The sequence below is a fragment of the Enterobacter sp. JS8-1 genome (assembly GCF_049187015.1).
Classification (GTDB): Bacteria; Pseudomonadota; Gammaproteobacteria; order Enterobacterales; family Enterobacteriaceae; genus Enterobacter; species Enterobacter mori.
Map to the genome: position 1 here is coordinate 1,650,093 of NZ_CP185805.1, position 18,933 is coordinate 1,669,025.

At 55.4% G+C, this 18,933-nt stretch carries 14 protein-coding genes; 13 read left to right on the forward strand and 1 reads right to left on the reverse strand.

The features are described from left to right. Nucleotides 1-70: 70 nt before the first annotated feature. The 9 genes from rpsA (at nucleotide 71) to ACOQH0_RS07775 (ending at nucleotide 10,722) form a co-directional block, all read left to right on the forward strand. Nucleotides 71-1,744 (forward strand): 30S ribosomal protein S1, encoded by a 1,674-nt coding sequence (gene rpsA, locus ACOQH0_RS07735; RefSeq protein ID WP_010429251.1) that lies wholly within the window; start codon nucleotides 71-73, stop codon nucleotides 1,742-1,744. 170 nt (nucleotides 1,745-1,914) lie between these two features. Further along, on the forward strand, nucleotides 1,915-2,202 hold the full coding sequence (ihfB, locus tag ACOQH0_RS07740; protein ID WP_003858233.1) for an integration host factor subunit beta: 288 nt from the start codon (nucleotides 1,915-1,917) through the stop codon (nucleotides 2,200-2,202). A 213-nt stretch (nucleotides 2,203-2,415) separates the two neighbouring features. Further along, on the forward strand, nucleotides 2,416-4,680 hold the full coding sequence (locus tag ACOQH0_RS07745) for a ComEC family protein (RefSeq protein WP_421511925.1): 2,265 nt from the start codon (nucleotides 2,416-2,418) through the stop codon (nucleotides 4,678-4,680). A gap of 36 nt (nucleotides 4,681-4,716) precedes the next feature. After that, on the forward strand, nucleotides 4,717-6,468 hold the full coding sequence (gene msbA / locus ACOQH0_RS07750) for a lipid A ABC transporter ATP-binding protein/permease MsbA (RefSeq protein WP_420984973.1): 1,752 nt from the start codon (nucleotides 4,717-4,719) through the stop codon (nucleotides 6,466-6,468). After that, nucleotides 6,465-7,442, forward strand: coding sequence for a tetraacyldisaccharide 4'-kinase (gene lpxK, locus ACOQH0_RS07755; RefSeq protein ID WP_421511926.1), 978 nt, complete (start codon nucleotides 6,465-6,467; stop codon nucleotides 7,440-7,442). Before msbA ends, lpxK begins: the two co-directional genes overlap by 4 nt. A gap of 44 nt (nucleotides 7,443-7,486) precedes the next feature. After that, nucleotides 7,487-8,716 carry a winged helix-turn-helix domain-containing protein gene (locus ACOQH0_RS07760; RefSeq protein WP_325826866.1) on the forward strand — a complete coding sequence of 410 codons (1,230 nt, stop codon included), beginning with the start codon at nucleotides 7,487-7,489 and terminating at the stop codon, nucleotides 8,714-8,716. 45 nt (nucleotides 8,717-8,761) lie between these two features. Further along, nucleotides 8,762-8,944, forward strand: coding sequence for a protein YcaR (gene ycaR, locus ACOQH0_RS07765; protein WP_006174474.1), 183 nt, complete (start codon nucleotides 8,762-8,764; stop codon nucleotides 8,942-8,944). Further along, the gene (gene kdsB / locus ACOQH0_RS07770; protein WP_182402769.1) at nucleotides 8,941-9,687 is read left to right on the forward strand and encodes a 3-deoxy-manno-octulosonate cytidylyltransferase; all 747 of its coding nucleotides are present in this window, start codon (nucleotides 8,941-8,943) and stop codon (nucleotides 9,685-9,687) included. The genes ycaR and kdsB overlap by 4 nt, the downstream gene beginning before the upstream one ends. 141 nt (nucleotides 9,688-9,828) lie before the next feature. Beyond that, nucleotides 9,829-10,722 carry a YcbJ family phosphotransferase gene (locus ACOQH0_RS07775; protein ID WP_421511929.1) on the forward strand — a complete coding sequence of 298 codons (894 nt, stop codon included), beginning with the start codon at nucleotides 9,829-9,831 and terminating at the stop codon, nucleotides 10,720-10,722. Here ACOQH0_RS07775 and elyC read toward each other — a convergent pair. Next, nucleotides 10,699-11,478, reverse strand: a complete 780-nt coding sequence (gene elyC, locus ACOQH0_RS07780; protein ID WP_421511930.1) for an envelope biogenesis factor ElyC — start codon at nucleotides 11,476-11,478, stop codon at nucleotides 10,699-10,701. The two genes, ACOQH0_RS07775 and elyC, sit on opposite strands and share 24 nt — an antisense overlap. Before the next feature lie 124 nt (nucleotides 11,479-11,602). Here elyC and cmoM point away from each other — a divergent pair, with 124 nt between their 5' ends. Genes cmoM through mukB form a run of 4 tightly spaced genes read left to right on the forward strand, consistent with a single transcriptional unit; the run spans nucleotide 11,603 to nucleotide 18,841 of the window. Continuing rightward, nucleotides 11,603-12,382: a tRNA uridine 5-oxyacetic acid(34) methyltransferase CmoM gene (gene cmoM / locus ACOQH0_RS07785; protein ID WP_010429276.1), complete on the forward strand. Its 780-nt coding sequence runs from the start codon at nucleotides 11,603-11,605 to the stop codon at nucleotides 12,380-12,382. A gap of 3 nt (nucleotides 12,383-12,385) precedes the next feature. Continuing rightward, on the forward strand, nucleotides 12,386-13,708 hold the full coding sequence (gene mukF, locus ACOQH0_RS07790; RefSeq protein ID WP_010429279.1) for a chromosome partition protein MukF: 1,323 nt from the start codon (nucleotides 12,386-12,388) through the stop codon (nucleotides 13,706-13,708). Continuing rightward, nucleotides 13,689-14,393 (forward strand): chromosome partition protein MukE, encoded by a 705-nt coding sequence (gene mukE, locus ACOQH0_RS07795; protein WP_003858208.1) that lies wholly within the window; start codon nucleotides 13,689-13,691, stop codon nucleotides 14,391-14,393. Before mukF ends, mukE begins: the two co-directional genes overlap by 20 nt. Beyond that, entirely contained in the window at nucleotides 14,393-18,841 is a 4,449-nt protein-coding gene (gene mukB / locus ACOQH0_RS07800) for a chromosome partition protein MukB (protein WP_089598362.1), read from the forward strand. Before mukE ends, mukB begins: the two co-directional genes overlap by 1 nt. Nucleotides 18,842-18,933 lie beyond the last annotated feature (92 nt).

Consider the following 18,933-nt stretch of genomic DNA (forward strand, 5'->3'; position numbering starts at 1 on the left):
CGGCGGGTATGTGAAACAACCCCATCCGGCATGGAGCCAGGTGGACGTTATCTTAACCTGAAGATTAAACATGACTGAATCTTTTGCTCAACTATTTGAAGAATCCTTAAAAACAATCGAAACCCGTCCGGGTTCCATCGTTCGTGGTGTTGTTGTTGCTATCGACAAAGACGTAGTACTGGTTGACGCCGGTCTGAAATCTGAGTCCGCCATTCCGGCAGAGCAGTTCAAAAACGCCCAGGGCGAGCTGGAAATCCAGGTTGGTGACGAAGTTGACGTTGCTCTGGATGCAGTGGAAGACGGCTTCGGTGAAACCCTGCTGTCCCGTGAGAAAGCTAAGCGTCACGAAGCTTGGATCACGCTGGAAAAAGCTTACGAAGAAGCTGAAACTGTGGTCGGTGTTATCAACGGCAAAGTTAAAGGCGGCTTCACTGTTGAGCTGAATGGTATTCGTGCGTTCCTGCCAGGTTCACTGGTAGACGTTCGTCCAGTCCGTGACACCCTGCACCTCGAAGGCAAAGAGCTTGAGTTCAAAGTAATCAAGCTGGACCAGAAGCGTAACAACGTTGTTGTATCCCGTCGTGCCGTTATCGAATCCGAAAACAGCGCAGAACGCGATCAGCTGCTGGAAAACCTGCAGGAAGGCATGGAAGTCAAAGGTATCGTTAAGAACCTCACTGACTACGGCGCATTCGTTGACCTGGGCGGCGTTGATGGCCTGCTGCACATCACCGACATGGCGTGGAAACGCGTTAAGCACCCAAGCGAAATCGTGAACGTTGGCGACGAAATCACTGTTAAAGTGCTGAAGTTTGACCGCGAACGTACTCGTGTATCCCTCGGCCTGAAACAGCTGGGCGAAGATCCATGGGTAGCTATCGCTAAGCGTTACCCAGAAGGTACTAAACTGACTGGTCGCGTTACCAACCTGACTGACTACGGCTGCTTCGTTGAAATCGAAGAAGGCGTTGAAGGCCTGGTGCACGTTTCCGAAATGGACTGGACCAACAAAAACATCCACCCATCCAAAGTTGTTAACGTTGGTGATGTAGTGGAAGTGATGGTTCTGGATATCGACGAAGAACGTCGTCGTATCTCCCTGGGCCTGAAACAGTGCAAAAACAACCCATGGCAGCAGTTCGCGGAAACCCACAACAAGGGTGACCGTGTTGAAGGTAAAATCAAGTCTATCACTGACTTCGGTATCTTCATCGGCCTGGACGGCGGCATCGATGGCCTGGTTCACCTGTCTGACATCTCCTGGAACGTTGCAGGCGAAGAAGCAGTACGTGAATACAAAAAAGGCGACGAAATCGCTGCAGTTGTTCTGCAGGTTGACGCAGAGCGTGAGCGTATCTCCCTGGGCGTTAAACAGCTCGCAGAAGATCCGTTCAACAACTGGGTTGCACTGAACAAGAAAGGCGCAATCGTAAACGGTAAAGTGACTGCAGTTGACGCTAAAGGCGCAACCGTAGAACTGGCTGACGGCGTTGAAGGTTACCTGCGCGCTTCCGAAGCTTCACGTGACCGCGTTGAAGATGCCACTCTGGTTCTGAGCGTTGGCGACGACGTTGAAGCTAAGTTCACCGGTGTTGACCGTAAGAACCGCGCAATCAGCCTGTCTGTTCGTGCTAAAGACGAAGCTGATGAGAAAGATGCAATCGCAACTGTTAACAAACAGGAAGATGCAAACTTCTCTAACAACGCAATGGCTGAAGCTTTCAAAGCAGCTAAAGGCGAGTAATATCAAGTTCTCACCATCATTTTAGCTGTAACGCATTTACAGCGAGAAGGGTGAGGAGCAGACTTGACAGATTGCAGGATTCGTCCTGTAATCAATAACAAAGGGCGGCTACGGCCGCCCTTGTTTAATGAGCTGTCCAGCTAATTGGTTTGAAAGGAACCGGAGGAATCATGACCAAGTCAGAATTGATTGAAAGACTTGCCAGTCAGCAACCGCACATCCCTGCAAAGGCTGTGGAAGATGCTGTTAAAGAGATGCTGGAGCATATGGCCACCACTCTTGCCCAGGGCGAGCGCATTGAAATCCGCGGTTTCGGTAGTTTTTCTCTGCACTATCGTGCTCCACGTACCGGGCGTAACCCGAAGACTGGCGATAAAGTTGAGCTGGAAGGCAAGTACGTTCCGCACTTTAAGCCGGGTAAAGAACTGCGCGATCGCGCCAATATTTACGGCAACTGAGTTTTGGCCATAATGGCTAAACTGGGTTTAAAAGAAAGCACCTGCGGGTGCTTTTTTTGTGCCTCTCGTCTGCATTTCTGAATACGTCACGTATTTCCATTCTGACTTTTCTGCAAACCGCTAAAAACGTTGCAGCGCCCGCCGTAACGCCCCTTTTTCCTGTCTGACGACACGCTATTCTCACGGCATACTGCCCGAAACAGGGAGGTATAAATGGGGATCCACATTGTCAGTGCTTGCGCCATTCTGGCCATTATTCCGCTCTATTGGTTACCTGTTGTACCGGAGCCAGAGAGCGTCTGGATGATGATTGCAGCAGGTATCGCGTTAGCCGCGCAGCAAAGACGATGGCTAACGTTCTCAGGCATCGGGTTGCTCTTTTTTTGCTGGGGCGTATTAGCGGCGCAGGAGAGCGTTTGGCCCTTGAATCATCTCACGACAGGACCGCAGCAAGCGGAGGTGGCCATTACAGCAACCGACGGCGCAACAATGCATCAGGGAAACATTGTCAGCCTCAACGGAAAACGCTGGTGGGGCGTCACTGGGGTGACGCTGTTTGGCAATTACCTGCCCCAAAAAGCGTGTGCTGGTCAACGCTGGGCCATGGTGCTGCGTCTTAGAGCGGTACATGGTGAATTAAACGATGGTGGCTACGATTCGCAGAAAAATGCTTTTGCCCGACATCAAACGCTGAGCGGGCGTTTTACGCATGCTGAGCTTGTTGACGCACGCTGTAGCCTGCGTTCACGGTACCTGGGCTCACTGCAAAACGTACTCACAGCATATCAGTGGGGGTCGGTGATCCTTGGGCTGGGGATGGGGGAGCGCCTGAATGTACCGCGTGAGATAAAAAATCTCATGCGCGAGACAGGAACAATACACCTGATGGCGATTTCGGGTCTGCACATCGCGCTGGCTGCGTCCATCATCTGGTTACTGGCAAGAGGGTTGCAATATTTCCTGCCGAGCCACGCTATCCATTGGCAATTTCCCATGCTTGCAGGTCTGTGCTTTGCAGCTTTTTATGCATGGTTAACGGGGATGCAGCCGCCCGCAATGCGCACGGTGGTCTCTCTCTCAGTGGTGGCTGTGCTGCGGATTAGCGGCCGTCAATGGTCTCCCTGGCAGATCTGGTTAGCCTGCGTGGCGGCAATTCTGATTTTTGACCCTGTGGCTGTTCTGTCGCAAAGCTTTGCGCTGTCGGCGTTTGCGGTTGCGGCATTAATTTTTTGGTACCAGTGGCTACCGCTTCCGAACGGGCTCTGGATCCGCCGAATAAAACCTCTGGCAAATCTCATACATCTGCAGACAGGGATGCTGTGCCTGCTGCTTCCGCTGCAGGTGCTGATATTTCATGGTTTCAGCCTGTCTTCATTCCTCGCGAATCTGTTTGCTGTTCCGCTGGTCACGTTTATTTCCGTGCCGCTGATCCTTCTCGGTATGCTGCTCCATCTTTTTCCGCTGGCGTTACTGGAGAACGCTGTCTGGTATGCGGCCGATAAGTCTCTGGCAGGGTTATTCGGGTTGCTGACTCGTTTGCCAGACGGCTGGTTAGATGTTGATGAACGTTGGCAATACCTGACGCTGCTACCCTGGCTTGCCATTATCGGCTGGCGTTTTCGAAGCTGGAAAGTTCTACCGGCTGTATGTCTGGCAGCAAGTATTATGCTCGCACTTCCTTTGTGGCGAACGGATAAAACTGACGGCTGGACGCTGCACATGCTGGATGTCGGGCAGGGGCTGGCAATGGTAATTGAACGTCAGGGGAGGGCTATTTTATACGATACCGGGCTGGCCTGGCCGGGGGGCGATAGCGGGCAGCAGTTGATCATTCCATGGTTACGCTGGCATCACCTGAAGCCAGAAGGGGTGATCCTGAGTCATGAGCATCTCGACCACGCGGGAGGACTGGCATCGCTGCAAAAAGCCTGGCCCGAAATGTGGGTGAGGAGTCCGCTGCACCAGGATGGACATCTTCCTTGTTTTCGAGGGCAGCGGTGGCAGTGGCAAGGGCTAACGTTCAGCGCTCACTGGCCGCCTGAAGAAGAGCACGCCAAAGGTAACAACCGCTCCTGCGTGGTTAAGATCGACGATGGTGAGCAGAGCATCCTGCTGACCGGGGATATTGAAGCACAGGCTGAAATGGCAATGCTGAGCCACCGCTGGCGCAATCTTGCGTCTACACTCATTCAGGTACCTCACCACGGCAGCAACACCTCGTCTTCTATGCCGTTGGTGCAGCGTGCAGAAGGGAAAATAGCGCTGGCCTCTGCAGCCCGCTATAACGCGTGGCATTTTCCATCCGCGAAAGTGGTGCGGCGCTACGGGAAAGAGGGATATACCTGGCTAGACACCCCTCATTCTGGACAAATATCGGTGACATTTTCGCAACATAACAGGCAAATCCGACGCCTGCGTGAGCACAATTTACCGCGTTGGTATCATCAGTGGTTTGGCGCGCCCGTAGATAACGGGTAGAATATGCGGCTATTTCAACAAATGCTGGTTTTTTGAATGCATAACGACAAAGATCTCTCCACGTGGCAAACGTTCCGCCGACTCTGGCCGATGATTGCCCCTTTCAAAGCAGGCTTGATCGTGGCGGGCGTAGCGTTAATCCTCAACGCAGCCAGCGATACTTTTATGCTATCGCTCCTCAAACCGTTACTGGATGACGGTTTTGGTAAAACGGATCGCTCAGTGCTGCTATGGATGCCGCTGGTGGTTATTGGGCTGATGATCTTACGCGGTATTTCCAGCTATATCTCCAGCTACTGTATCTCCTGGGTATCAGGAAAAGTGGTAATGTCCATGCGTCGCCGACTCTTCGGTCACATGATGGGCATGCCGGTCTCATTCTTTGATAAACAGTCTACGGGCACGCTGCTGTCACGTATTACCTACGATTCAGAGCAGGTGGCATCATCATCCTCCAGCGCGCTGATTACCGTGGTCCGTGAAGGCGCATCGATCATCGGCCTGTTTATCATGATGTTCTATTACAGCTGGCAGCTGTCGCTCATCCTGATCGTGCTGGCACCGATTGTCTCCATTGCTATCCGCGTCGTCTCAAAGCGTTTCCGCAATATCAGTAAGAATATGCAGAATACAATGGGGCAGGTCACGACCAGCGCTGAACAGATGCTGAAAGGCCACAAAGAAGTGTTGATCTTTGGTGGTCAGGAAGTCGAAACCAAGCGCTTTGATAAGGTCAGCAATAAAATGCGCCTGCAGGGAATGAAAATGGTGTCGGCTTCCTCTATCTCCGATCCTATCATTCAGCTGATTGCCTCGCTGGCACTGGCATTTGTTCTGTATGCAGCGAGCTTCCCGAGCGTAATGGAGACCCTGACTGCAGGGACCATCACCGTAGTGTTCTCGTCCATGATTGCGCTGATGCGTCCGCTGAAATCCCTGACCAACGTGAACGCGCAGTTCCAGCGCGGGATGGCAGCATGCCAGACGTTGTTCAGCATTCTGGATTCCGAGCAGGAAAAAGATGAAGGTACGCGCGTGATTGAGCGTGCAAATGGAGACGTTGAATTCCGCAATGTGACCTTTACCTATCCAGGCCGCGAAGTGGCTGCACTGCGTAATATCAACCTGACGATTCCAGCAGGTAAAACCGTTGCACTGGTGGGCCGTTCCGGCTCGGGTAAATCAACCATTGCCAGCCTGATTACGCGCTTCTACGACATCGATGAAGGCGAAATCCTGTTAGATGGCCATGACCTGCGGGAGTATACCTTGCAGTCGCTGCGTAACCAGGTTGCACTGGTTTCTCAGAACGTGCATCTGTTCAACGACACGGTTGCCAACAACATCGCCTATGCGCGTACTGAAGAGTACAGCCGCGAGCAGATCGAGAATGCCGCACGCATGGCGTATGCGATGGACTTCATCAACAAGATGGATAACGGTCTGGATACCATCATTGGTGAAAACGGCGTGCTCCTTTCCGGTGGTCAGCGTCAGCGTATCGCCATTGCGCGTGCGCTGCTGCGCGACAGCCCAATCCTGATTCTGGATGAAGCGACGTCCGCGCTGGATACTGAATCTGAACGCGCTATTCAGTCAGCGCTGGACGAACTGCAGAAGAACCGTACCTCTCTGGTGATTGCGCACCGTCTGTCGACTATCGAACAGGCTGATGAAATTGTGGTTGTTGAAGATGGCGTGATTGTCGAGCGGGGTAGCCATGCCGATCTGCTCGCCCACCGTGGCGTCTACGCTCAGCTTCATAAGATGCAGTTCGGTCAACAATGATTGCACGCATCTGGTCCGGTGAATCACCGCTGTGGCGACTGCTTCTGCCGCTCTCCTGGCTCTATGGCCTGGTGAGCGGTGCCATTCGTCTGATGTACCGCCTGGGGCTGAAGCGCGCCTGGCGCGCACCGGTTCCGGTTGTGGTGGTCGGTAACCTGACCGCTGGTGGGAACGGCAAAACGCCGGTGGTGATCTGGCTGGTGGAGCAGTTGCAAAAACGCGGTATTCGCCCAGGGGTTGTATCGCGCGGCTACGGTGGTAAAGCGACGCACTATCCGCTTCTGCTTACGGCTGATACAACAACGGCCGAAGCGGGTGATGAACCTGTCCTGATCTATCAGCGGACAGGTGTACCGGTTGCGGTCTCACCGGTGCGCAGCGACGCCGTTCAGGCGCTTCTTGCCGGGCACGCTGTGGACATCATTATCACCGACGATGGCCTTCAGCATTACGCGCTGGCGCGTGATAAAGAGATTGTGGTTATCGACGGCGTGCGCCGTTTTGGCAACGGCTGGTGGCTGCCTGCCGGCCCGATGCGTGAACGCGCGTCGCGTCTCCAGTCCGTTGATGCGGTCATTGTTAACGGTGGCCAGGCTAAGCCAGGGGAAATCCCTATGCATCTTCAGCCTGGCATGGCGGTTAACCTGTTAACGGGCGAGCGTAAGGCGGTTGAACAACTGCCTGCACTGGTGGCGATGGCGGGTATTGGTCACCCTCCGCGCTTCTTCGCGACGCTGGAGCAGTGTGGTGCCCGGCCAGAAAAACGCGTTCCGCTGGCCGACCACCAGGCGCTGGAGGAAGGTCAGGTAGATGCCCTGACCGTACCCGGACAGTCGCTGATCATGACCGAAAAAGATGCGGTGAAATGCCGTGCCTTTGCGAAAGAAAACTGGTGGTATCTGCCGGTTGACGCTGAACTCAGCGGCGAGCAGCCGGAACACTTGCTCAAGGAACTGATTGCGTTGGTGCGATAAACGCTTACGCGGTTCTGGTGGCGCTTTGACTGACAGGAAAACGCATGTCTTTACCGCAACTCTCGCTTTCAGCCGCACGTCATTTACACCTTGCTGCCCAGGGGCTGCTTAAAAAGCCTCGCCGTCGCGCACAACCCTCTGACATTCTCTCCACCGTACAGCGCATGTCGTTGCTGCAAATCGATACCATCAACATCGTGGCGCGAAGCCCTTACCTGGTGCTCTTCAGCCGCCTGGGAAATTATCAGCCGCAGTGGCTAGACAATGCGCTTAGTCAGGGTGAGCTAATGGAATACTGGGCACATGAAGCCTGTTTCCTGCCCCGCAGTGATTTCGCGCTGATTCGTCACCGCATGCTCTCTCCGAATAAGATGGGCTGGAAATATCGTCAGGAGTGGATGCATGAACACGCCGCTGAAATTGAGCAGCTTATCGCGCATATTCAGGAAAACGGTCCGGTGCGTTCGGCTGATTTTGAGCATCCGCGAAAAGGGGCGAGCGGATGGTGGGAGTGGAAGCCGCATAAACGTCATCTGGAGGGGCTGTTTACATCCGGTAAAGTGATGGTTGTGGAACGACGTAACTTTCAGCGCGTATACGACCTGACGCACCGCGTGATGCCGCACTGGGACGACGAGCGTGACCTGCTTACGCAGGAAGCGGCCGAAGCCATCATGCTGGAGAACAGCGCCCGCAGTCTGGGGATTTTTCGTCCGCAATGGCTGGCAGACTACTACCGACTCCGTCAGCCCGCGCTAAAACCGTTGCTGGAGGTGTGGCAGCGCGAGCAGCGCGTCATACCTGTCGCTGTCGAAACGCTGGGCGAGATGTGGCTGCATGCCGATTTGCTCCCGCTTTTACCACAGGCGCTGGAAGGTAAGCTCCAGGCCACGCACAGCGCGGTACTGTCACCTTTCGACCCGGTCGTCTGGGACAGAAAACGGGCCGAGCAGCTGTTTAATTTCAGCTACCGGCTTGAGTGTTACACCCCCGCGCCAAAACGCCAGTACGGTTACTTCGTTTTGCCTCTGCTGCATAAAGGGCAACTGGTGGGACGCATGGATGCCAAAATGCACCGCAAAACCGGGACGCTTGAAATCATCGCGCTGTATCTTGAAGACGGGGTTAAGGCGACGGCTACCCTGGAGAAAGGATTATCATCCGCCATTAGCGATTTTGCGCGCTGGCAAGGGGCGACCAGCGTGACGCTGGGCCGTATGCCGGACGGGCTGTTTACAACCTGCCGAAGTGGTTGGGAAACAGACACTCCCTGAAAAGGGAATGTGTTAAGCTTTAGCGATAACCCATACGGAGGAACTATGGATCACCGTTTACTTGAAATTATTGCCTGCCCGGTGTGCAACGGCAAACTGTACTACAGCCAGGATAAACAAGAGCTGATTTGCAAGCTGGACAGTCTGGCTTTCCCGCTGCGGGACGGTATTCCGGTTCTGCTGGAAAATGAAGCCCGTTCCCTGGTGGCAGAAGAGAGCAAGCCATGAGTTTCGTTGTCATTATTCCGGCTCGCTATGCATCAACGCGTCTGCCGGGTAAACCGTTGGTAGATATCAACGGTAAGCCAATGATTGTGCATGTCCTGGAGCGTGCGCGCGAATCGGGTGCAGACCGCGTCATCGTGGCAACCGATCACCCGGACGTGGCGCAAGCAGTTGAAGCGGCGGGGGGGGAAGTGTGCATGACTCGCGCCGATCACCAGTCCGGCACTGAGCGTCTGGCGGAAGTGGTTGAGAAATGCGGTTTCAGCGATGATACGGTCATCGTCAACGTGCAGGGCGATGAGCCGATGATCCCGGCGGTTATTATTCGCCAGGTAGCGGAAAATCTGGCGCAGCGACAGGTTGGCATGGCCACCCTCGCGGTACCCATTCATCATGCTGAAGAAGCATTCAACCCGAATGCGGTTAAAGTGGTTATGGATGCCGAGGGCTATGCGCTCTATTTCTCTCGCGCGACGATCCCCTGGGATCGCGATCGCTTTGCGGTATCGAAAGAGACCATCGGTGATTCATTCCTGCGCCACATTGGGATCTACGGCTATCGTGCGGGCTTCATTCGCCGCTATGTCAACTGGGCACCAAGCCCGCTGGAACATATTGAAATGCTGGAGCAGCTCCGCGTGCTCTGGTATGGCGAAAAAATCCACGTAGCCGTTGCCAAAGAAGTTCCCGGAACGGGCGTTGATACGCCGGAAGATCTTGAGCGCGTTCGCGCCGAACTGCATTAATTTTGCCTCCATCCCTCCTTTCGGGGGGATGTTCTCACCCCACAATTTTTCCTTTCTTACTCTTAATTGATCTCTTCCGGGTGACATCCTTTGCTCTCGCGCTCATTATAAAAGCAGTAGCCTTAATGGGGGTAATCTCATATGGAACAGCTGCGTGCCGAACTGAGCCATCTGCTTGGCGAGACGTTGAGCCGGGTCGAGTGTGTGAATGAAAAGGCGGATACCGCACTTTGGGCGCTGTATGACAGTCATGGAAACCCAATGCCTCTCATGGCCAGAAGCTTTACCTCACCCGGCGTCGCCAGACAGCTGGCATGGAAAATGTCGATGCTGGCAAGGGAAGGTACGGTGCGAATGCCGACGGTTTACGGTGTCATGACGCATGAGGAACACCCCGGCCCGGATATCCTGCTTATTGAGCGCCTGCGTGGCGTCTCTGTTGAAGCCCCGACGCGCACGCCGGACCGCTGGGAACAGCTGAAAGATCAGATCGTCGAGGCGTTGCTGGCCTGGCACCGGCAGGATAGCCGCGGGCTCGTCGGTCCCGTCGACAGCACTCAGGAGAACCTGTGGCCGCTCTGGTATCGTCAGCGAGTGGAAGTGCTGTGGGGAACGCTTAACCAGTTCAACAACACCGGTTTAACCATGCAGGACAAACGCATTCTGTTTCGCACCCGCGAGTGCTTGCCTGCGCTGTTTGACGGCTTTAATGACAACTGCGTGCTGATACACGGCAATTTTACCCTGCGCAGTATGCTGAAAGATCCCCGCAGCGACCAGCTGTTGGCGATGGTTGGGCCGGGCATTATGCTCTGGGCACCGCGCGAGTACGAACTGTTCAGACTATGCGACAGCGCCTCTGCGGAAGGTTTGCTCTGGCATTATCTGCAACGGGCACCTGTCGCGGAGGCGTTTCTCTGGCGGCGCTGGCTCTATTTGCTCTGGGATGAAGTGGCGCAACTGGTGAATACCGGACGGTTCAATCGCGCCAACTTCGACCTGGCGACAAAATCACTCTTGCCCTGGCTCGCCTGACGCGCCTTTCAGCCATTGCCAGAGGCGTCCAAGCGTCTCGTAACCGACACGATCGCTGTGCATCAACCAGACCGGGGACGGGATTGCTCGTTCCCACGGGTTAAGCGGCGCGTTGATCGCTATCTGGTTAGCCGGTGCGGGTAGGGGGTGTAATCCCTGTTTCTCGAAGAAAATCATCGCTCTCGGTAAATGCGACGCCGATGTTACGAGCAGGAACGGCACGTCGCCGATGGCCTGCTTCACCGCGGCAGCTTCCTCTTCGGTGTCTTTTGGGCTGTCCAGGGTGATGATAGATGAACGCGGCACGCCCAGTGATTCAGCGACGCGTGCGCCAGCCTCCGCCGTACTCACCGGGTTTGTTTTGGCTGCGGCTCCGGTGAAGATCATTTTCGAACCCGGATTAGCAAGCCACAGGCGGATACCTTCGTTCAGGCGCGGCAGGCTGTTGTTGATCAGATTAGAGCTGGGTGCCCAGCTCGGATCCCAGGTATATCCGCCACCCAATACCACGATGTACTCCACTTTCTGATTTTCCTGCCAGGTCGGGTACTTATTTTCGATGGGGCGTAACAGACCATCCGCGACCGGCTGCAGGCTCAGCAGCAGCAGCATCAGCCAGCCGAGGGTGATAAGCGTTTTGCCACTTTTCTGAAAGCGGCTGAACCACACCAGTGCCAGCCCCAATGCGATGAGAAGCAGCAGCAGGGGAAGGGGAAGCATCATGCCTCCGATGTATTTTTTTAGGGTAAAAAGCATCCTTTTTGGTTCCTTTTTTAACCATACAGCAGGCGATTACCCGTGATATTACACCAGAGTGGTTCATTCTCCGCGCGGGTGTGACAAAATAGCGGTTTTGCAGTTAGCGAGTGGAACCTTCCCAATGCGGGATCGCAATTTTGATGACATCGCGGAAAAGTTTTCGCGCAACATTTATGGCACCACCAAAGGTCAGCTTCGGCAGACGATCCTCTGGCAGGATCTGGACAAGCTGTTGGCGGAATTGGGTGACCGACGGTTGCGCGTGCTTGATGCCGGTGGCGGGGAAGGTCAGACTGCAATTCTGATGGCGCAGCGGGGGCACCACGTCACGCTTTGCGATCTTTCTGCTGAGATGGTTACTCGCGCCGAACGCGCGGCAGAAGAGAAAGGTGTGAGCGACAACATGCATTTTATACATTGCGCCGCTCAGGACATTCCCCAGCATTTGGAAACGCAGGTTGATCTGATATTGTTTCATGCTGTGCTCGAATGGGTCGCCGAACCGCAAGCCATGTTAAAAACGCTGTGGTCGATGTTGCGTCCGGGCGGTGCGTTATCGCTGATGTTCTACAATGCAAACGGTCTGCTGATGCGAAACGTGCTGGTGGGCAATTTTGGCTACGTGCAGCAGGGTATGTATAAAAAGAAACGGCGCACGCTATCGCCGGATTTCCCACGTGAACCGCAGCAGGTCTATGGCTGGCTGGAGGAGATAGGTTGGGAGATCACCGGTAAAACAGGCGTGAGGGTGTTTCATGATTATCTGCGTGATAAACAAAAACAGCATGACTGTTTAGACGCCTTAACAGAAATAGAAACGCGGTATTGCCGCCAGGAGCCTTATCTGAGCCTTGGCCGCTATATACACGTCACCGCGCGCAAGCCGCAGAAGCAAGGATAATCTATGAGTGAATTTTCCCAGACAGTCCCCGAACTGGTTGCCTGGGCCAGGAAAAACGATTTCTCCATCACGCTGCCGGTAGACAGACTCTCCTTCCTGCTGGCGGTTGCCACGCTGAACGGCGAACGGCTGGATGGTGAAATGAGCGAGGGTGAACTGGTGGATGCGTTCCGCCATGTCAGTGATGCGTTTGAGCAAACCAGCGAAACCATTAGCGTGCGTGCCAACAACGCAATCAACGATATGGTGCGTCAACGTCTGCTGAACCGCTTTACCAGCGAGCAGGCGGAAGGAAACGCCATTTATCGTCTGACGCCTCTGGGGATCGGCATTACCGATTACTACATTCGCCAGCGCGAGTTTTCGACGCTGCGTCTCTCCATGCAGCTCTCGATCGTGGCGGGCGAGCTTAAGCGCGCCGCCGACGCGGCAGATGAAAACGGTGACGAATTTCACTGGCACCGTAACGTCTACGCGCCGCTGAAGTACTCGGTGGCAGAGATTTTCGACAGCATCGATCTGACCCAGCGTCTGATGGATGAACAGCAGCAGCAGGTGAAAGACGATATCGCTCAATTGCTGAATAAAGACTGGCGTGCAGCCATCTCCAGCTGTGAACTTTTATTGTCAGAAACCTCCGGTACGCTGCGTGAACTGCAGGATACGCTGGAAGCCGCAGGCGACAAGCTGCAGGCCAATCTGCTCCGCATCCAGGATGCGACCATGGCGCACGACGACCTCCACTTTGTCGACCGTCTGGTCTTCGATCTGCAAAGCAAACTCGACCGTATTATTAGCTGGGGCCAGCAGTCGATCGACCTGTGGATCGGCTACGACCGACACGTGCATAAATTTATCCGTACCGCGATCGATATGGATAAAAACCGCGTCTTCGCTCAGCGTCTGCGTCAGTCGGTACAAACCTATTTCGATGCCCCATGGGCGCTGACCTACGCGAATGCCGACCGTCTGCTGGATATGCGCGACGAAGAGATGGCGCTGCGTGATGAAGAGGTGACCGGTGAATTGCCACCGGATCTGGAATACGAAGAATTTAACGAAATTCGCGAACAACTTGCGGCGATGATCGAAGAACAGCTCGCTGTCTACAAAACCAGACAAGCACCGCTGGATCTTGGTCTCGTGGTGCGCGACTATCTGGCGCAATATCCTCGCGCGCGGCACTTTGACGTTGCCCGCATCGTGGTAGATCAGGCGGTACGCCTGGGCGTCGCGCAAGCAGATTTCACCGGACTGCCGCCGAAGTGGCAGCCGATCAACGATTACGGAGCCAAGGTACAGGCGCATGTCATTGACAAATATTGAACAAGTGATGCCAGTGAAGCTGGCACAGGCGCTGGCGAATCCGTTATTTCCGGCGCTGGACAGCCAGCTGCGTGCCGGTCGTCACATTGGTCTTGACGAGCTGGATAATCACGCTTTTTTGATGGATTTCCAGGAATACCTGGAAGAGTTCTACGCGCGCTACAACGTGGAGCTGATTCGCGCGCCGGAAGGGTTTTTCTACCTGCGTCCGCGCTCAACCACGCTGATTCCGCGTTCCGTACTCTCCGAGCTGGATATGATGGTCGGCAAAATCCTCTGCTACCTCTACCTCAGCCCGGAACGTCTGGCGAACGAAGGGATTTTCACTCAGCAGGAACTCTACGACGAACTGCTGTCTCTGGCAGATGAAAGCAAACTGCTGAAGCTGGTGAACAACCGTTCGACAGGTTCCGATCTTGACCGTCAGAAATTACAGGAAAAAGTTCGCTCTTCCCTGAACCGTCTGCGTCGTTTGGGCATGGTCTGGTTTATGGGCCATGACAGCAGCAAATTCCGCATTACGGAATCCGTCTTCCGCTTTGGCGCTGACGTGCGCGCGGGTGACGACGCCCGTGAAGCGCAACTGCGCATGATCCGCGACGGTGAAGCGATGCCGGTGGAAAACCATTTGCAGCTCAATGATGAGCATGAAGAGAATCAGCCGGATAGCGGGGAGGAAGAGTAATGATTGAACGCGGTAAATTTCGCTCACTAACGCTGATTAACTGGAACGGCTTCTTCGCCCGAACCTTCGATCTGGATGAGCTGGTTACGACGCTCTCCGGCGGTAACGGTGCGGGTAAATCCACCACCATGGCGGCATTTGTGACGGCGCTGATCCCCGATCTCACGCTGCTGCACTTCCGTAACACCACCGAAGCGGGCGCGACAAGCGGCTCTCGTGATAAGGGTCTGCACGGTAAGCTGAAGGCCGGTGTCTGTTATTCGGTGCTGGACGTGATCAACTCTCGTCACCAGCGCGTGGTGGTGGGCGTGCGTCTGCAGCAGGTTGCCGGTCGCGACCGTAAAGTGGATATCAAACCGTTCGCCATCCAGGGGCTGCCAACATCCGTGCAGCCGACGGCGCTGCTGACGGAAACGCTGAACGAACGTCAGGCGCGCGTGCTGACGCTGCAGGAGCTGAAAGACAAACTCGAAACTATCGAAGGCGTGCAGTTCAAGCAGTTCAACTCCATTACCGACTACCACTCCCTGATGTTCGATCTGGGCGTGGTGGCGCGTCGTCTGCGCACGGCATCAGACCGTAGCAAATACTACCGTCTGATCGAAGCGTCACTGTACGGCGGTATCTCCAGCGCCATTACCCGCTCCCTTCGAGACTACCTGCTGCCGGAAAACAGCGGCGTGCGTAAAGCCTTCCAGGATATGGAAGCCGCGCTGCGTGAAAACCGCATGACGCTGGAAGCCATTCGCGTGACCCAGTCTGACCGCGACCTGTTTAAACACCTTATCAGCGAAGCCACCAACTATGTGGCCGCAGACTATATGCGTCACGCCAACGAGCGCCGCATTCATCTCGATCAGGCATTAGAGTACCGCCGCGAGCTGTTTACCTCGCGTAAGCAGTTGGTGGCCGAGCAGTATAAGCACGTCGAAATGGCGCGCGAGCTGGGTGAGCACAACGGTGCCGAAGGTGACCTGGAAGCGGATTATCAGGCCGCCAGCGATCACCTCAACCTGGTGCAGACCGCGCTGCGTCAGCAGGAAAAAATCGAGCGTTATGAAGCGGACCTCGATGAGCTGCAAATTCGCCTCGAAGAGCAAAACGAAGTGGTGGCCGAAGCCGCCGACATGCAGGAAGAGAACGAAGCCCGCGCCGAAGCCGCCGAGCTGGAAGTGGATGAGCTGAAAAGCCAGCTCGCCGATTACCAGCAGGCGCTGGACGTGCAGCAGACGCGTGCTATTCAGTACACTCAGGCCCTGCAGGCGTTACAGCGTGCCAAAGAGCTGTGTCATCTGCCTGACCTGACGCCCGAAAGCGCCGACGAATGGCTGGATACCTTCCAGGCCAAAGAGCAGGAAGCCACTGAGAAACTCCTGTCACTCGATCAGAAAATGAGCGTCGCGCAAACGGCGCACAGCCAGTTTGAGCAGGCTTACCAGCTGGTCGTGGCGATTAACGGCCCGCTGGCGCGTAATGAAGCCTGGGACGTCGCCCGTGAACTGCTGCGTGACGGGGTGAACCAGCGCCATCTGGCCGAGCAGGTTCAGCCGCTGCGTATGCGTCTCAACGAGCTGGAACAGCGTCTGCGCGAGCAGCAGGAAGCCGAGCGTCTGCTGGCGGAATTCTGCAAGCGTCAGGGGAAAAATTACGATTTCGACGAGCTTGAGGCTCTGCATCAGGAGCTTGAAGCGCGTATTGCGGCACTTTCAGACAGTGTCTCTAACGCCAGCGAACAGCGTATGACGCTGCGCCAGGAGATGGAGCAGCTTCAGTCCCGCTCGCAAAAACTGTTGCAGCGTGCGCCGGTCTGGCTGGCAGCTCAAAGCAGCCTGAGCCAGCTCAGCGAACAGTGCGGCGAGCAGTTTGAATCCAGTCAGGAAGTGACCGAATACCTGCAGCAGCTGCTGGAGCGCGAGCGCGAAGCGATTGTTGAGCGTGATGAAGTCGGCGCCCGCAAGCGTGAAGTCGACGACGAAATTGAACGCTTAAGCCAGCCGGGCGGTGCCGAAGATCCGCGTCTCAATACGCTGGCAGAGCGGTTTGGCGGCGTACTGCTGTCCGAAATTTACGACGATGTTGGTCTGGACGATGCGCCGTATTTCTCCGCGCTTTATGGTCCGTCGCGTAATGCAATTGTCGTCCCGGATCTGTCGCTGATTTCTGAGCAACTGGCAGGACTGGAAGATTGTCCGGAAGATCTCTATCTGATCGAAGGGGATCCGCAGTCGTTCGATGACAGCGTATTCAGTGTCGACGAGCTGGAAAAAGCGGTGGTGGTGAAAATCGCTGACCGCCAGTGGCGCTATTCTCGCTTCCCGGAACTGCCGCTGTTTGGTCGTGCCGCGCGTGAAAACCGTATTGAAAGCCTGCACGCCGAGCGTGAAACGCTCTCCGAACGCTTTGCGACGCTGTCGTTTGACGTTCAGAAAACCCAGCGTTTGCACCAGGCATTCAGCCGCTTTATCGGTAGCCATCTTGCCGTGGCCTTTGACGCGGATCCGGAAGCAGAGATTCGCAAGCTCAATACCCGCCGTGGTGAACTTGAGCGCGCGATTGCCAATCATGAAAGTGACAACCAGCAGAGCCGCGTCCAGTTTGAACAGGCGAAAGAGGGCGTCGCCGCCCTTAACCGCATCCTGCCGCGCCTGAATCTGCTGGCTGATGACACGCTGGCTGACCGCGTAGATGAAATCCAGGAACGCCTGGATGAAGCGCAGGAAGCCGCGCGTTTTGTGCAGCAGCACGGTAATCAGCTGGCGAAGCTGGAGCCGGTCATCTCCGTTCTTCAAAGCGACCCGGAGCAGTTCGAGCAGTTAAAAGAGGATTACGCCTGGTCACAGCAGGTGCAGCGCGAAGCGCGTCAGCAGGCGTTTGCCCTGACGGAAGTCGTACAGCGTCGCGCCCACTTCGGCTACTCCGATTCAGCAGAAATGCTGAGCGGAAACAGCGATCTGAATGAAAAGCTGCGTCAGCGCCTGGAGCAGGCTGAAGCCGAGCGTACCCGCGCTCGTGAAGCCATGCGTACGCATGCCGCACAGCTGAGCCAGTACAGTCAGGTCATGGCCTCGCTGAAAAGCTCCTTCGATACCAAGAAAGAGCTGTTGAACGATCTGCACAAAGAGCTGCAGGATATCGGCGTGCGTGCCGACAGCGGTGCGGAAGAACGTGCGCGCATTCGTCGCGATGAACTGCACAGCCAGCTCAGCAACAACCGCGCGCGCCGCAATCAGCTGGAAAAAGCGCTGACCTTCTGCGAAGCGGAAATGGACAACCTGACGCGTCGCCTGCGCAAGCTGGAGCGCGACTATCACGAAATGCGCGAGCAGGTCGTGACCGCGAAGGCGGGCTGGTGCGCGGTGATGCGCATGGTGAAAGACAATAACGTTGAGCGTCGTCTACACCGTCGCGAGCTGGCCTATCTTTCCGGGGACGAATTGCGTTCCATGTCGGATAAAGCGTTGGGTGCGCTGCGTCTGGCGGTGGCGGATAACGAACACCTGCGTGATGTGTTGCGCATGTCGGAAGATCCGAAGCGTCCAGAGCGCAAAATCCAGTTCTTCGTGGCCGTTTATCAGCACCTGCGCGAACGTATTCGTCAGGACATCATCCGTACCGACGATCCGGTCGAAGCCATCGAACAGATGGAAATCGAGCTGGGTCGCCTGACGGAAGAGTTGACCTCCCGCGAGCAGAAGCTGGCTATCAGCTCCCGCAGCGTGGCGAACATCATCCGTAAGACCATTCAGCGTGAGCAGAACCGTATCCGCCAGCTCAACCAGGGCCTGCAGAGCGTGTCGTTTGGCCAGGTTAACAGCGTACGTCTGAACGTGAACGTGCGTGAGGCTCACTCTACGCTGCTGGACGTGCTGTCTGAACAACACGAACAGCACCAGGATCTGTTTAACAGCAACCGTCTGACCTTCTCTGAAGCGCTGGCGAAGCTGTATCAGCGCCTGAACCCGCAGATCGATATGGGCCAGCGTACGCCGCAAACCATTGGTGAAGAGCTGCTGGATTACCGTAACTATCTGGAGATGGAAGTTGAGGTTAACCGTGGCTCCGACGGCTGGCTGCGTGCGGAGTCTGGTGCGCTGTCGACGGGTGAGGCTATCGGTACCGGTATGTCGATTCTGGTGATGGTTGTCCAGAGTTGGGAAGATGAAGCGCGTCGTCTGCGCGGTAAAGACATCTCGCCATGTCGTCTGCTGTTCCTTGATGAAGCGGCGCGTCTTGATGCCCGTTCCATCGCCACGCTGTTTGAGCTTTGCGATCGCCTCGATATGCAGCTCATCATCGCGGCACCGGAGAACATCAGCCCGGAAAAAGGGACGACGTACAAACTGGTACGTAAAGTGTTCCAGAACAGCGAACACGTACACGTTGTCGGATTACGCGGTTTTGCACCGCAACCACCTGAGTCCTTACCGGGTACGGCAGACGCCTCCTGAGGTGTTTTGTTACAAAGCGCGGCGCAGTAGCGCCGCTTTTTTTTTACTCTTAGCTTGTGCTTACGGCTGCGTTATCTTTAAACTTCTTTACA